Source organism: Ralstonia sp. RRA (genome assembly GCF_037023145.1).
In the GTDB taxonomy this organism is placed as follows: Bacteria; Pseudomonadota; Gammaproteobacteria; order Burkholderiales; family Burkholderiaceae; genus Ralstonia.
This window is the reverse complement of the sequence record NZ_CP146094.1, coordinates 155,020-167,163: the sequence shown is the minus strand read 5'-3', so window position 1 is coordinate 167,163 and position 12,144 is coordinate 155,020. Positions and strand designations below refer to the sequence as shown.

The 12,144-nt window shown below is 58.4% G+C and carries 22 protein-coding genes; 18 read left to right on the top strand and 4 right to left on the bottom strand.

The window, feature by feature from the left end; genetic code table 11:
- The first annotated feature begins 9 nt into the window (after positions 1-9).
- From V6657_RS30125 to V6657_RS30110, 4 genes are all read left to right on the top strand, one after another.
- Entirely contained in the window at positions 10-222 is a 213-nt protein-coding gene (locus tag V6657_RS30125) for a hypothetical protein (RefSeq protein ID WP_024979444.1), read from the top strand.
- Between the two features lie 84 nt (positions 223-306).
- Positions 307-579 carry a hypothetical protein gene (locus V6657_RS30120; RefSeq protein WP_024979445.1) on the top strand — a complete coding sequence of 91 codons (273 nt, stop codon included), beginning with the start codon at positions 307-309 and terminating at the stop codon, positions 577-579.
- A 547-nt stretch (positions 580-1,126) separates the two neighbouring features.
- Complete coding sequence (locus V6657_RS30115; protein ID WP_024979446.1) at positions 1,127-1,519, top strand: hypothetical protein; 393 nt, start codon at positions 1,127-1,129, stop codon at positions 1,517-1,519.
- 10 nt (positions 1,520-1,529) lie between these two features.
- Positions 1,530-1,916, top strand: coding sequence for a hypothetical protein (locus V6657_RS30110; protein WP_024979447.1), 387 nt, complete (start codon positions 1,530-1,532; stop codon positions 1,914-1,916).
- A 364-nt stretch (positions 1,917-2,280) separates the two neighbouring features.
- Here V6657_RS30110 and V6657_RS30105 read toward each other — a convergent pair whose 3' ends face one another.
- A complete protein-coding gene (locus V6657_RS30105) occupies positions 2,281-2,523 on the bottom strand; it encodes a hypothetical protein (RefSeq protein ID WP_152959368.1) in 243 nt (80 codons plus the stop codon).
- Between V6657_RS30105 and V6657_RS30100 the strand changes: the two genes are divergently transcribed.
- The 14 genes from V6657_RS30100 (at position 2,522) to V6657_RS30035 (ending at position 9,081) form a co-directional block, all read left to right on the top strand.
- Positions 2,522-2,890 (top strand): hypothetical protein, encoded by a 369-nt coding sequence (locus tag V6657_RS30100; RefSeq protein ID WP_231973553.1) that lies wholly within the window; start codon positions 2,522-2,524, stop codon positions 2,888-2,890. The two genes, V6657_RS30105 and V6657_RS30100, sit on opposite strands and share 2 nt — an antisense overlap.
- A gap of 10 nt (positions 2,891-2,900) precedes the next feature.
- Positions 2,901-3,059, top strand: coding sequence for a hypothetical protein (locus V6657_RS30095; RefSeq protein ID WP_197495080.1), 159 nt, complete (start codon positions 2,901-2,903; stop codon positions 3,057-3,059).
- Between the two features lie 18 nt (positions 3,060-3,077).
- Entirely contained in the window at positions 3,078-3,323 is a 246-nt protein-coding gene (locus V6657_RS30090) for a hypothetical protein (protein ID WP_231973551.1), read from the top strand.
- Positions 3,324-3,455: 132 nt separating this feature from the next.
- Positions 3,456-3,797: a hypothetical protein gene (locus V6657_RS30085; RefSeq protein WP_231973550.1), complete on the top strand. Its 342-nt coding sequence runs from the start codon at positions 3,456-3,458 to the stop codon at positions 3,795-3,797.
- 27 nt (positions 3,798-3,824) lie between these two features.
- Positions 3,825-4,319 (top strand): hypothetical protein, encoded by a 495-nt coding sequence (locus V6657_RS30080; protein WP_024979452.1) that lies wholly within the window; start codon positions 3,825-3,827, stop codon positions 4,317-4,319.
- A 107-nt stretch (positions 4,320-4,426) separates the two neighbouring features.
- A complete protein-coding gene (locus V6657_RS30075; protein WP_024979453.1) occupies positions 4,427-4,657 on the top strand; it encodes a hypothetical protein in 231 nt (76 codons plus the stop codon).
- A gap of 348 nt (positions 4,658-5,005) precedes the next feature.
- A complete protein-coding gene (locus V6657_RS30070; protein ID WP_024979454.1) occupies positions 5,006-5,425 on the top strand; it encodes a hypothetical protein in 420 nt (139 codons plus the stop codon).
- A gap of 14 nt (positions 5,426-5,439) precedes the next feature.
- Complete coding sequence (locus V6657_RS30065) at positions 5,440-5,691, top strand: hypothetical protein (RefSeq protein ID WP_024979455.1); 252 nt, start codon at positions 5,440-5,442, stop codon at positions 5,689-5,691.
- 18 nt (positions 5,692-5,709) lie between these two features.
- Positions 5,710-6,057 (top strand): hypothetical protein, encoded by a 348-nt coding sequence (locus V6657_RS30060; RefSeq protein WP_024979456.1) that lies wholly within the window; start codon positions 5,710-5,712, stop codon positions 6,055-6,057.
- Positions 6,058-6,121: 64 nt separating this feature from the next.
- Complete coding sequence (locus V6657_RS30055; protein ID WP_024979457.1) at positions 6,122-6,553, top strand: hypothetical protein; 432 nt, start codon at positions 6,122-6,124, stop codon at positions 6,551-6,553.
- Between the two features lie 16 nt (positions 6,554-6,569).
- On the top strand, positions 6,570-6,956 hold the full coding sequence (locus tag V6657_RS30050; RefSeq protein WP_024979458.1) for a hypothetical protein: 387 nt from the start codon (positions 6,570-6,572) through the stop codon (positions 6,954-6,956).
- 41 nt (positions 6,957-6,997) lie between these two features.
- Complete coding sequence (locus V6657_RS30045) at positions 6,998-7,255, top strand: hypothetical protein (RefSeq protein WP_024979459.1); 258 nt, start codon at positions 6,998-7,000, stop codon at positions 7,253-7,255.
- 212 nt (positions 7,256-7,467) lie between these two features.
- On the top strand, positions 7,468-7,692 hold the full coding sequence (locus V6657_RS30040; protein WP_024979460.1) for a hypothetical protein: 225 nt from the start codon (positions 7,468-7,470) through the stop codon (positions 7,690-7,692).
- Positions 7,693-8,187: 495 nt separating this feature from the next.
- Positions 8,188-9,081 (top strand): hypothetical protein, encoded by an 894-nt coding sequence (locus V6657_RS30035; RefSeq protein ID WP_024979462.1) that lies wholly within the window; start codon positions 8,188-8,190, stop codon positions 9,079-9,081.
- 69 nt (positions 9,082-9,150) lie between these two features.
- On the opposite strand, the gene V6657_RS30030 is transcribed toward V6657_RS30035, so the two are convergent.
- The 3 genes from V6657_RS30030 to V6657_RS30020 form a co-directional block, all read right to left on the bottom strand.
- Complete coding sequence (locus tag V6657_RS30030) at positions 9,151-10,512, bottom strand: type II toxin-antitoxin system HipA family toxin (RefSeq protein WP_024979463.1); 1,362 nt, start codon at positions 10,510-10,512, stop codon at positions 9,151-9,153.
- Entirely contained in the window at positions 10,512-10,892 is a 381-nt protein-coding gene (locus V6657_RS30025; RefSeq protein ID WP_024979464.1) for a helix-turn-helix transcriptional regulator, read from the bottom strand. Before V6657_RS30025 ends, V6657_RS30030 begins: the two co-directional genes overlap by 1 nt.
- Before the next feature lie 543 nt (positions 10,893-11,435).
- Positions 11,436-11,888, bottom strand: a complete 453-nt coding sequence (locus V6657_RS30020; RefSeq protein ID WP_231973527.1) for a DUF6283 family protein — start codon at positions 11,886-11,888, stop codon at positions 11,436-11,438.
- Positions 11,889-12,144 lie beyond the last annotated feature (256 nt).

Below are 12,144 nucleotides of genomic sequence, written 5' to 3'. Positions count from 1 at the left end.
GAGCAACCTTTGACAAACCGTCACAGCACCAATGGCCGATTCCGGATCAATGAGGAGCAGCTGTCGTACGCCACCGGCCCATTTGCGTACGAGTTCGTGCCAAGCCGCGCGATCGGCAAGTGGCGTCTGCACGATGCCAAGGACAACGCCGTCGGCAGCGCCGAAGACGAGGCTGCGGCCGTTCAGGCGGTGCGTGTGCTGAATGGCGACACGCTTCACTGAACACCGGTTCTGTCCATAGCAACGAAGTCCCGCAGCAACCGCTGTGGATTCAATCCCGAACGGAAGGAGAATGAAGTGCACGAAATGCTTGAAGACATCCGCCTCTTCTGGAGAACCGAAAGGACGGCGGCGCTCCTCCTCTTTGCGAGCATCCTTGGCTTGCTCCTCGCCGGCACCGCGGGCGTTACATTCTTGCTGGACGGCAATATCCTCGCGTTCGCCGTGAGCGTTTTTGCGTTCCTCATCTTCGCGCTTCCGGTGTTTGTCCTGAGCACCGTGAACTTTGCGTCGGCACAATGGGATCGGCGCCAAGCGAAGAGTCGCAGCGGATCCAAGCGTTCCTGCGAAATCCGTTAAGGAAATTGAGGCGTGAGGATGCGGCGGGCAACCGGAGTCTCCATCAACCGGGCCTTACCCGGGCAGTGGTCGTGACCTGCACCACGCAGGCGCCCACGGATGTCGCCAAGTGGTTAGGTGGATCTGGCCGGAGACACGCAGCGACGATGGGAGGCGATCCCGGTACCGGCCCGACATCCCCGCCCATCCAGAGGAAATGTGAGTGATCCGGAATAACGTGTGGAGGCATTCATGAACACCCCTCAGAGCCCCAGCATTGCGAGCGCCGAAGCGAGGCGTTGCGCCACGTGCGGGGCTACGTCCGCAGAGGAGGCCTGGAACATCTGCAATGCCACTAGTGAGGCAGTTTGCTATGGCCTAACCCTCTTCCCGCTGGACATCCAGATCGGCCGAATCGAGTGCGGAGCAGTCACAGTCGATAGTTCCGACGGCATGCCCGATTCCACACGACTCTCCAAATAGTTGAAATGTGTAACTTGCGTTGCCGGTTTTGCCGACTGGGTGCCATTTCTAGGTATGGGCAGCGTGCCCAATCTAGGAGATGGTCATGAATCGAATTGAACAGGGTGTGAGCTGGAAGGACCGTATGAAAGACGTCAAGCGCTGGGCCAACGTCGAGCGAATCGCTCGCAATGCCACCATCACGCTCATCGCGATCTCGGCCGCGTTCGTGGTAGGGCAGTTCACCGCGGCATCGGCAATGTCTTCTGAGTTCGTGGAGGGAAGGCTAAACGCGTGGGCTTCAGGCGATCCACACAAGGCCCAAGCCGTTGCGGACTTTCGGCAGTGTCAGCTTGCCGGGCCGGCGGTCAGCTTGGCGGGATGCATCGAGCAGGTCGCTCCTGGCGAATTGGGGAAAGCGCTGTCGGACCAGGTACATCAGGTCCAGGCGACTGCCGCGCGCGGCACGCCGGCGCCACTAAACTGGTTCTTGAACTGAACCGAACGGAATGAAGATGCCCAACCGCCGAAAAGTCGAAGGCCAAGATGTTGCCCTCATCGTGATGGGGGTGATTTTTGCTGCAGCTGCGTATCTCCTTGGTACGAGTTACCTATTCCAGATAGGCGCAGACGGTTCATTCCTCATGTACCGGGCTGCACAGCTTGGGCTGGTCCCAGACAAATGGGCGAAGGGGCATTTGCTTGATGTCGTCTATTTCAAGCAAATCTCAGATGGAACCTGGGAATATCGGGTTCCAAGGAAACTCATCGGATACGCCTACGTGCCTGGCGTAGTCGCAAAGCAGACATCCAAGGATCTAGGAGCGCTTTGCAATACGCCGGATCCGAACGGGAATCGGGGCTGCCAACGAGCTCGTTTCATCGAAAAGCCCTGACCTCTTTTGCTGCCCGCACGGCCCAACTGATTTCCGCCGGCGGCTGTCGGCTGATTCGGAAATCCGGATTGGAACGCGGTACCGGAGTACCCGGTAATCGGACGCACCTCGATCCGAACTCGTCTCGGAAGCCGGTCTAGGCCGAAACGCAGGCCACTCTTGAAATCCGCGTGCCCAAGTGTAAAAGAGGGGTGCGTGCTCGGGAGTTAGCCCAGCGGTATCGCTATTCGTGGGTCTCCAGGGCTCTGGACCGGCTGGAATGCCCCATTGGTTAAGTATCCAGAACGTTTGCCGATATAGCGTTGTTGAAGGCGCGGAGTCTGTTGCTTCGCGGCGGTGCCGTCAGGGCGCCAATATTAGAGATTCACATATGCTGAAAATCATTGCGATAACGAGTGCTTTCTTTGCCGTTATGACCGTCCTTGCAGGACTTGTCCTGGGGGGCTGGAATAAGCTTGCTTGGACGATTTGCGCCGTCGCATTGGTGCTTGCCATCGGAAATGCCGTGAACATCGCCGGGGCTCCAGACTGGGTCCGTTATCTCATCGTCTTCCTCGTGCTCGTCGCAACCTTCTACGTTTGTATCGGCGGACCCGGCACGTTGCATGTCGATTCGCCTCGGAAAACCCGCCCAAATTGGCCTTGGGAGTGACGCGTTGATGCCACGGATCATCACAGACGCCGCGGGCAACGTTGTTGTCATCCAGGGGCAAGTCGGTCAGGTTGTCAAAGGCGACCAAACCGGTTCCGTCCGGATCGAAATGCGCGGGAATGGCAAAGGCATGACTGTCACGACGCTTCCGGATGCCGCTATCGAGCGGGCGCGGGGATATTTCAGTGCCGTCGCCGCGCTGCTCCGGCTGGAGGGTGGCGTTACGCCGGCGGTGCGGACCCTGTTTGCGGCGGGCGGTGATCCAACCAAAGCCGAATCTGACGATGTGACGCTGTTCCGCGAGCACGGCTTACTCGACTGACTGCTGACAAATGCAAACCTACATTCTCATCATGATCGCCATCAGCTCCATGACTGGCCAGGTCGAAGCAATCCATTCCACCGAGTTTTCCGGCAAGCCCACCTGCGAGGCAGCGGCAAAGCAGCTTGCGAAAGACGGTGTACTGAAGACAACTTGCGTCCCCAAATGAGCTGAGGACGCGGAACACATGACCATGTCATCGACGATGAACATCACCTTCACTGCCGGCCTGCCTGATGATCATGGGCAGTACTTGTTCTGGCTGTGGGACGACACTGTGGTCGAAGCCGCGTTGCATCGCGACGACGAGCTTGGCCAGGTCATTACGTACTACAACCTCGCCATTCCTGAGCGACCGGAACGAATCGTGCATCGCGCCGAGACGGGAAAGGTGAAGGGCTGGGCTAATCTGAAGCAGCGCAGCGTGCGCTGATTCAAGGGGGGTACGGTGAACAATTCCAGCGCAAACACTGCTCGAAGCCGAGCTACATCCCCAGGGGCGATTCTGCTATCGCTTCTTGTGCTGGGCCTTGTCATATGGGGTATCGCCGACAGGCTGAGCGCCTTGTCCGACTGGGTGTCGAGCAACAAGATCCGGGAACGCGAGGAAGCGCTCCTGACTGGAAAGGCCGTGGATGATTCGACGGTTGTCCTAACCACGCTCAAAGACGCGACCGGCGTTCGCCAGGTGTATTACAAGTTCGGTCACAGCGAATACGCGAAAGCGCTTCGTGACGCGGGCATCGGATGCCGGTTCTATACGCCCGGGGGCACAGCCTACTCGTTCGCGCAGTACAAGACGACAGACCCCATTCCGTTCGACAAAGTGCCGACCGGGGTGTGGGTGAAAGGCACCTGCGATATCGACCAGGTTGGCGGCGTCGACCTCGCCCGCATTCAAAAGTAGACAACTGCACACTGGGGAGGAGTCAATATGCGCAATGCAAACGTGACCGTTTATCAGACAGCACGCTCGACGCTATGGGGAAAACTCGGCTGGATTCTTTGTGGAATCGTGGCCGCGGTGTGTCTGGTTGGAGTGGCGACCAACTATCACAAGCTCCTGCAGGAAACGACGTCCCGAGGTGCGCCGTGTGTCGATGGCGACTACAAGGCGCCGAGCGATGCGAAAACGCTGCGGGGACTAGTCGAACACTATGCCGGCATGTGCTCCTATAAGGTTGTCTGGAACACGAAGGTCGACCACGTCGTGGACCCGAACGTATTCAACGCCGCCGGCGTCCTTTACGGAACGCGGGATTTCGCGGGCGCGGTACAGAACACGTTGGTCAAGTCGGTGGAAATGGGGCTCTATCGGATGCCCCACCTCGTTGCCTGCTTTGACGAGAAGGCAAAGACAATCACGGTGATCGAGTACGAAACGATGAGCTCGTATAAGCACTGCGCACTGGCCCCAATGGGCTGGTGACAGTTAGGTCGCCTGCGGGCTGTGCCTATACGGCGTCTGTGAGTTCGACGAAAGCCATGTCGATGCCACGGGAGAGCGGTCAGAACGGGGCCATAAGGAATCGAGAAATGAATCAGCGTAGCAAGTCGAAACGTATCGGGTGGTGGTTCTTCGTCGCCTGGACCGTACTCAGTGGACTGGTCGTTGGTTGGGGTACACCGCTGTTTGCGGTGCCAACCATGGGGCAAATCGTGCTGTTACTCGAGCTGACAGCCTTCGGGTTTGTCGCGGCGTTCGGTGTGACCCTGCTCGTCGAGATTTGGTCGCCACTGATTCTCGGGCATCGCCGGGATGAATGACGGGGTCCGCGGCCGCTGATGTTGCGTAAACGCGGACGTTCCAGAGCATAAGGTGAGCCGAGCTTATTGGCTCAAACTTCGATCAATCGAGGAACCCCATGTCGAAACCACCGCTTAATCCTCCCATCCCACCGGATGAGTCAGAGCCTCTTAAGAAGGGCCTCCTGAAAGGGCGCCTTGAGCGAAATCTTGATAATGAGAAGAAGCGTTGCTACGTCACACAAGAGAAGGAAAGGTGCGACGGAAGCGTGCGGCTTCAAGGCGGTGCAGTGTGCTCACTGTGCGGTAAGAAAGGAAAGGTGTGATGCCTGGAGAATCCCGAAAGGAAACCTCTTCCAAGGGAAAAGCATGACCCCGAAATCGCTCTTTGTGCGTGGCTACGAGATTCCCCTTGCCACTTGGTCCAACCGATGCTTCTACGGGCTGTGGCTCTTCGCCCCAACCTTTGCGCTCGTGCTTTCGATCTACTTTGCCCGCTCTGCTGTTTCAGCCAGCTTGGCGTGGTTTTTGATTGCTATCGGCATTTTTCACATCCGAAACGTTGTCGTCCGCAAGGAGGTGGACGAAGGGCTGCACGATAGTCTCTATGGACCACACCTTATGCGAATGCGGCAACGGGAGTTCGACGAACGGTTGCCGTGGTTCAGAAAGGCTTTGTTTTCTGCGGTGGCGATGGTGGTCGTAGCCGGTGTAGTGCTACATATCGTTGGCATTGACGTCGTGTCATCGCTGGCGGCATTTCATGCGTCCTTGGTCACCAAGAACTAGGTAGAGTTTTGGCAATGATCGGCGAATACGGCAGCACCAAGACCTGCGAAAACTGCACGAGCTGGCGCAGGCTTGAGCCCTTTGAGCACATAGAGAAGGGCACCATCGAGCGAGGCGCCTGCGGGCGATTCCAACTGAGCCCGCACGAATTGGCTCCGGATGAGATTGCGAAGCCGGCCGATCCTGGGCGGCATGACTACGTGATCGGTGGGATGGTGATAACCGGCCCGCAGTTTGGCTGCATCCACTACTCCCGGAAGGCCTAGGAAAGATCGGAGATTCCTGTGTTGCATCTGCTTTCGTTCGTCGTCCTTGTCATCTTCGCCATTGGCTGCGCTGCCTATATCTGGCTAGACCAGGCTTATGGCTCGCCTAAGCCCTCTGAAAGGGGTATCACGCTCATGCTATTTGCATGGCTCTTTGCCGGGATGGTGAAGCCCGAAATTCCGGCTATCGTCTGGAGCTGGTGGAGCCAGGTACTGCCAGAGACCGGAACAACCCTTCACCTGGTGACGACTGGGCTGCTAACACTTTTGTCTTGGCTCGCCATGATGCTAGGAGTCATTGGTGTGGGGGCGAGCATTTCCTACGGCTGGTTGCACTGGCGCAGGAATCCTCGTCAAGTCATGTAAATAGGAAAACCCAACTTGGCGAGAACTGCGCCCCGCACCCGGCCGGACGCCGGCAGACACTAAAATGGAAGAACAAATGTTGAAGTCGAGTCTTGTGTTAGCCGTTTTGGTCGCGTTGGCAGGTGCTGCTCATGCCGCGTCAACGTGCAGCCCGGAGGGGGATTTCGCGCGCTACCTTGATAACGAGGTCAAGCAGGAACACATCAGCATCAAGAACGATAAGGCTGTGCTGCGTACATTTGAAGCGAGCCATCGCTTGGCAAGCGTTTCCGACAAGGATCTTCGCCTACTGACGGAAGAGCATGCGACCGTGAAATTCGATGGCGACGGCAAGAACGGTGTTCGGAGTTTCGACCTCGTGAGCGAGAAAGGTGACCGGCTGTACATGATGGCAATCGATTGCAACGCCAAGACCAACTTCGAGGGGAAGGCGGCCCAGTACATCGAGAACCCGAGCGTTGGCGCTTGGGTACGCGTTCGCAATGCACAGATGTGACGCCTCGGAAAAGTCCATGAGTACACGCTTCCCGATCAAATCTGTCTTTGAATCTTCGACCGATGCCACAACGCCAGTGCCTTCGCAGCCGATGGCGGGCGCCAAGTTCGATCGGGATTCGCGTGTGGTCGCATTTGCCGTTACGGCCGGCGTGCTGTTCATGCTCGCGTGCTTCTACGTGGTGCTTTACCTCGGCTATAGCAGGAGCATCGTCACGTTCGCGAGTCCACTCGGGGTTGCGCTTCCGTGCGCCGTTTACTTGTCGCTCACCTCGCGGATGAATGGCGAAACGCGACGATCGCAAGCAAGCGCAATAGCGCTGGGCATTTTCGGCGGGTACGTAGGCGGCCAGGTCCTCGTCGCAATCTTCGTTCTAGCCTGGAACCTGGTCGGCTCGGCATAGGCCTGCGGAACGCCAAACGAACAACCTCTTAGGAACACAACATGGCAGCTAAGAAAAATGCGGCACTCACCTTCGGGCTCCTGGTGATTCTTGTCTTGTGTACGCTGAAGATCCCAGGTAATGGATTGACGGCCGTGGCCATGCAGGCGGCAGCTGGCGTCGTCGCGTATCTCTTCATGATGAACTTCTGCACCTTCCTTGGAAGCGTCTTTGTCGGCACGAAAGATGCCAATAGCGACAAAGCCGACGGTGCGGTAGATGGATCCTTTGGTCACCAAATCCACGGCGAGAGCCGCTAAGGAATCCACTATGGAAAAAGTAATCGGCTGCAGAACTTGGCTGTTTGCCTGCGCGTCGCTTGCGATCTGGCTGATGGCCATGCACTTCGTGTACGTGACGGTGGGCAGGGCGGCGATTGGTCCATGGTCGGCCCTGGGCGCTTTGACTGTGCCCGCGATTTGGTTTCTTGCGCGCCGAGTGTTGTTTTGGCATCGCCGTAGGGGGCATGGCCATGAACGAGCGTAAACGCCGAATCCTCGAGCGTGCGGCAAACGCTGCTGAAGTCCTCATCTTTCTCAGTGCGGTCATCACTGGCTGGTTGGTCTTTTTCGGCCAAGATGAGATGCTCGGCTTCTTCCTTTTCCCATCGTTCCTGTACTGTTTTGTTGGCGCTCTGTATGTAGTGCTATCGCGGCTAGCCATGACCATTCTGCGATCTCGCTATCCACACCATTAGGACGGATCTGCGGGCAAGCCGTCGCCGGCAGGCCCGCCTGGAAAGAAGCGTGAAGCGCGCGGAAGATCACGCTGTCACCCCTTGGGGCATTCAGCTGCTGGGGAACGCGAGGAATTCATCCGACCACTGAGGCAAAGCCGCTAACCGAGCAGCGGCCATCTCCTGGGAGCGGCCTGCGCGCGATCCGGATCAGCGCAGTGATTCCATTCCGTTCCGGGCACGCCCGAAATGGACACGCCCGTCCATCTTGAAGCGTGCTTCCGCGCGCGATCGGGTCCGCCGAACGCTGGCGAATATCCGGCCAACATGTCCTTCAAAGCCACCTTTGCCGGCAAAGCCTGCGCGCCCCATGCGATCGGGTTTGCCATGCGCATAGACCTGGTGACTTACCACATTGCTAGAGGGGGAAACGGCGCCACGGACCGCGCGTCAGGCCATCAATCGCGGCTGTATCATTTGGCATAGAAGAATCGGGTTCAACCTTGGGGAGGCGGCATGGCACGTGGGCAACCGAAAGTCGTTGTGGACGTGAAGGACATCGGCGGTGGTGAGCTTCAGTACACCGACACGGAAGGGAAGTCGCACACTTACTATCCGAACCGCCGCATCTGGTTGGAAGCGCAGACGCTCGAACTGCTGACTTTCCTGAGGGAGCCTCAGGAACAGGGTGATCTGCCGCAGCTGGTAACGCGCGTCCGAGGTACCGCGGTGCTCGAGGACTATTCGATCTCGGTGGTCGGCGACCCCACCTCGAAAGTCCGAAAACTGTCCATTGTTCTTGGAGCCGAGGAACCGCGCGCAACTCGTGAGGCGCCCGAACCCGGGCCCGACGGGTTCGAGTTTGGCCAGTTGGGTCGCGCGATGCTGGGCTTTAACAGAGGCGATTGGGAGATCGGGAACAGCGACGAATGGTGGGTCGAATGCTACTTGCCGAAGCCATTCATTGAGAACCTTGTCGCGGAAGTCCGTAACGGCGAGATCCACGATATGCAGTTGAGTCTCTCATTGCGTGGGCTCTATACAACCGAGCACACCATGGCGCCGGTGTCGTCGCGAGGCCATCTGTTCATCCGACCCAACAAGCGGGATAACACGATTGATCTCCCGGAGCTGGCCACCGGCTCAGTGCAATCGATTCACTTTGCATCGTCTAGCAGAGATCTGCGTAAGGCCGATGCGAATCAGGCAGAAGCGGGCCCCACGGCCGCGCTGCAGAGCGCAGATGACAGCCTTTTGAATGAGGACGTTGCCCCGGCCGCCGGCGCGGGGAATGATCCTGTGGCGACGGCCATCGATCATCTCATCGCGAGCCTGGACAAAATTCACGGCATCGTGAAGTGGGTAGGCCCTTGCATTGCGATCGCGTTGGCGATCATGGCCTTCAGGTAGGCAGCGGCTCCGCCGAGGGCATGTGCTCGCGTCGGCGGCCGACTGCCGCTATTCTCGGTTGGCCGTGAGCTATGCTGCTGCGTGGCGCTCCAGACGTGCACGGGCGGACGCCACCATGGGTTGGCTGTTGAAGAAGGCCAACAAGTTTTCCTTCTGCCGGGCAGTGAGTTTCGACTCTTCAATCATCTGCGGCCACGCCTTGACCGCGTTTTGCACGGTTTGCATAACGACTGTGGCCAAAGGTTTCTCGGGCAAGCCTAGGTTCTCGCTGAATCTGCGTAGGATTGTCGGACTCAAGCGCTGCTTCGGTGCAGGCTTATCCTTTGGCGGCGGCGGCAAGAGTTCTGGCGGGATGATGTAGAGCCCGTGCCCTTGGCGGTTGTTGTAGGCGCTGTAGGCCACGATATCGTACGCTGGCGAAAGCGTTGGGCTTACACCGTCCAGGTAGAGCACACCGATGTTCTTGATGTGCATGTCGGGGTTTCCCAGCAACTCGTTCACGGTGATCCGGCGCAGCAACTCATGGATCGCCGGTTCGCCAAGTGTGGGTTCGTCCAACATGACGGCGGCAATGTCGAAGTAGCTCGAGCGGTATTTGTTCTCGGGCTGAATCTCCAGAATCTGCCCGAAGTCTTCCGCGTGGATACGGCCACCAGGGGACCGATCAAATCGCGTGACGGCCAGAAAGTTTGTCTTGCCGGTCGTTTCATCCCCCAAGTCGTAATTGTGCTCAACGGCGAGCTTTTCCAACGGCTCGAGCGTGACCTCGCATACCGTGACGCCGGCTGCGGCTGCAAGGCGCAGGGAAAGGTCTTCAAGTTCCGGGAGGAGGGCGTAACCAACCACCGGCAGCTTGGCGATGATGTGCGTGTCCTGCAATTTGGTACGCGCCACGTAGCGGTCGCCTTCCTTCAAGACGCCCAGCTTGGCTTGCATGCCTGATACCGACATGCCGTCCTCCATCGGCTCAGCGACTACGCTCATTTCGAGCGAATCAGCGTCCTGTGTGACCAGGTGAGCGACCTCCTGGAAGTCGAGCTCAACGGGACGCGCGGAGACGTTACCAGGCAGGTCTCGCCCCGTGGCAGCGAGCATTTCAAAGTGATCATCCGGTTCGCACTTGCGTTCCGCTGCGATGTGGTCGCGGAACACGCCCTCCGGCAGCAATCCCTGAAAGAATGCCGGGAGGAGGAAGGCGTCCTTTTTGGCCGAGTAGCTGCCGTTGAATACCGGCTGGGTGACATCTGCCCAGAACGCGCGCTGCTGAGCAGGGTCTGCCGCCTGCATAGAGAGGGAGAGCGTCGGCGGTTGCGGCAGGTCGATGTAGTCGTCGCTCGCGACGAAGCGAATGATCGGGTCATCCGTCCCGTACTTGAACAGGGTGCCGACACGCAGCGTGCCGATGTTGATTGCCAGGGCGCGAAACAGCATCACGCGCCTCCCTTGCGCACACGTGCCAGTCGCGCTTGGACTTTGCTTTGGATTCCCGAAGTCCGTTCCTTTCCGGATTCGCTACCTCGGAGTGAGGCCTTCAGACCATCAATGCGGAGTTGTGGGCGCTCAACGGTCGAACGGGCACTATTCCCGGACGGAAACATTGCACGCGCCTCTTTGGGTACCAACACCAACTCCAAGCCAAGCCGGTCGGCCACCGCCATGAGCGTGGACACTTTGAAGTCTTGGTCGCCGCTCAGCACGTGGCTGAGTGTCCTGTATGTGACTCCTGCGTCGGCGGCGAGCTGCATCTTGCCGTACCGACGCTTGCTCGCGCGCTCGGCGAGCGCCTTCGAAACTTCGCCCAAAGTGATCATGGTGGTACTAAAGTGTCATTGCTGATCGAAATTATACTTTAGTACCATCTTCCAAACTTTCCAAGGGGTGTGTAGAAGTAGTAGTAAAGTATCAACCGGCGCGAGGATGATACTTTAGTATCACTTCTGACTTGCACCAAAGTGCAATTTCACAAGCAAATGATACTTTAGTACCTGAGCGGAGCCGGGTGCTCGCCCATGTGCGTCACCAGGCGCTATGGTGCGCTCCAGACGGGGTCTTCCCAAGCGTGAGTGCCGACGTCTACCCTCACTCCACTCGTGGTTTGCACGGCGGCGCGTCGATGAAACCAACGTGGGATAGATCGACGGTAATTGCGCTCTCAAATCGGTCTGTGCCGGTGTAAGGTCGTGCCCACTGACGACGCTCCTTCGGTGTTCTCTTCGAGCAGACGCGCTCGTGGCGGCGCTTCCACACCTTGCATAGCCCCTGCATGTCGCGGTTGAAAATGGTGAACAACCGAAACTCTGCGCCGCAGTGGTTGCAGCTGGCATAGCCAGTGTTGTTGAGTCCCGTGGTCGAAATCAGTCCCGGCAGGCACCCAAAACTGGATCGTCCGGCGCCACGCCATTTGCGATCGCCATCGCACGATAGTTCTCGTGAAGCTCGTGGCCGCCATCGACCACGTCGCTGAAACTGTCGCCTCTAACCATCTTGAGTCGGACCGCGAGGTTGTGTGCCGCACCCCGAAGTAGGAAGCCGGCGCACATCGCAGGATTGCTCGTGCCGGAATCGTGGCAGGCAAAAGTATGGGAACTCATGTCGTACGCCGTCTCCGCCGAATGACGAAACGCCTCGGCCGGAAACTCCCCAACGGCGTCGACGCGCCATGGGCACTTGTCGCACGGGCGACGTCGATAGCTTCCTTTCCCGCCCTCGGATGTCACCACCTGGTGATCAGGGCCCGCTGGTCGTGTGCGCGTGATTTCTGGTGCTGATCGAGACATCGACATTCCCTCTTTGGTAACCCAGATCATGGTGCGATCGTGACGAGCGTCGAGCAATGCCCATTACGCAGCATTACCCGAAATCCGGATGAGAAACAGTTCCCAGAATGCAGGGTCCATGCGTCGTGCGCCGCCTTCCCACAATTCCCATGCACGAGTCGTCTTGTAGATGAGCCGCGCAGCTGCAGCCTGGGAAATGCCAGCGCGTAACCGGGCAGCTTTGATATCGGCCGGCGGAGGATTGCCGGGAGGGCGGGGTGCGTCCTGCCGGCGTTCAGTGCGAAAC

What these genes read in the sequence shown, in the direction of transcription:
- V6657_RS30120 (WP_024979445.1), top strand. Translation starts at nt 307, where the DNA reads ATGCTTGAAGACATCCGCCTCTTCTGGAGAACCGAAAGGACGGCGGCG.
- V6657_RS30030 (WP_024979463.1), bottom strand. Translation starts at nt 10,512, where the DNA reads ATGCTGTTTCGCGCCCTGGCAATCAACATCGGCACGCTGCGTGTCGGC.
- V6657_RS30070 (WP_024979454.1), top strand. Translation starts at nt 5,006, where the DNA reads ATGACCCCGAAATCGCTCTTTGTGCGTGGCTACGAGATTCCCCTTGCC.
- V6657_RS30025 (WP_024979464.1), bottom strand. Translation starts at nt 10,892, where the DNA reads ATGATCACTTTGGGCGAAGTTTCGAAGGCGCTCGCCGAGCGCGCGAGC.
- V6657_RS30100 (WP_231973553.1), top strand. Translation starts at nt 2,522, where the DNA reads ATGTCGATTCGCCTCGGAAAACCCGCCCAAATTGGCCTTGGGAGTGAC.
- V6657_RS30065 (WP_024979455.1), top strand. Translation starts at nt 5,440, where the DNA reads ATGATCGGCGAATACGGCAGCACCAAGACCTGCGAAAACTGCACGAGC.
- V6657_RS30115 (WP_024979446.1), top strand. Translation starts at nt 1,127, where the DNA reads ATGAATCGAATTGAACAGGGTGTGAGCTGGAAGGACCGTATGAAAGAC.
- V6657_RS30035 (WP_024979462.1), top strand. Translation starts at nt 8,188, where the DNA reads ATGGCACGTGGGCAACCGAAAGTCGTTGTGGACGTGAAGGACATCGGC.
- V6657_RS30095 (WP_197495080.1), top strand. Translation starts at nt 2,901, where the DNA reads ATGCAAACCTACATTCTCATCATGATCGCCATCAGCTCCATGACTGGC.
- V6657_RS30040 (WP_024979460.1), top strand. Translation starts at nt 7,468, where the DNA reads ATGAACGAGCGTAAACGCCGAATCCTCGAGCGTGCGGCAAACGCTGCT.
- V6657_RS30075 (WP_024979453.1), top strand. Translation starts at nt 4,427, where the DNA reads ATGAATCAGCGTAGCAAGTCGAAACGTATCGGGTGGTGGTTCTTCGTC.
- V6657_RS30055 (WP_024979457.1), top strand. Translation starts at nt 6,122, where the DNA reads ATGGAAGAACAAATGTTGAAGTCGAGTCTTGTGTTAGCCGTTTTGGTC.
- V6657_RS30050 (WP_024979458.1), top strand. Translation starts at nt 6,570, where the DNA reads ATGAGTACACGCTTCCCGATCAAATCTGTCTTTGAATCTTCGACCGAT.
- V6657_RS30045 (WP_024979459.1), top strand. Translation starts at nt 6,998, where the DNA reads ATGGCAGCTAAGAAAAATGCGGCACTCACCTTCGGGCTCCTGGTGATT.
- V6657_RS30110 (WP_024979447.1), top strand. Translation starts at nt 1,530, where the DNA reads ATGAAGATGCCCAACCGCCGAAAAGTCGAAGGCCAAGATGTTGCCCTC.
- V6657_RS30105 (WP_152959368.1), bottom strand. Translation starts at nt 2,523, where the DNA reads ATGCAACGTGCCGGGTCCGCCGATACAAACGTAGAAGGTTGCGACGAG.
- V6657_RS30020 (WP_231973527.1), bottom strand. Translation starts at nt 11,888, where the DNA reads ATGATCTGGGTTACCAAAGAGGGAATGTCGATGTCTCGATCAGCACCA.
- V6657_RS30090 (WP_231973551.1), top strand. Translation starts at nt 3,078, where the DNA reads ATGACCATGTCATCGACGATGAACATCACCTTCACTGCCGGCCTGCCT.
- V6657_RS30080 (WP_024979452.1), top strand. Translation starts at nt 3,825, where the DNA reads ATGCGCAATGCAAACGTGACCGTTTATCAGACAGCACGCTCGACGCTA.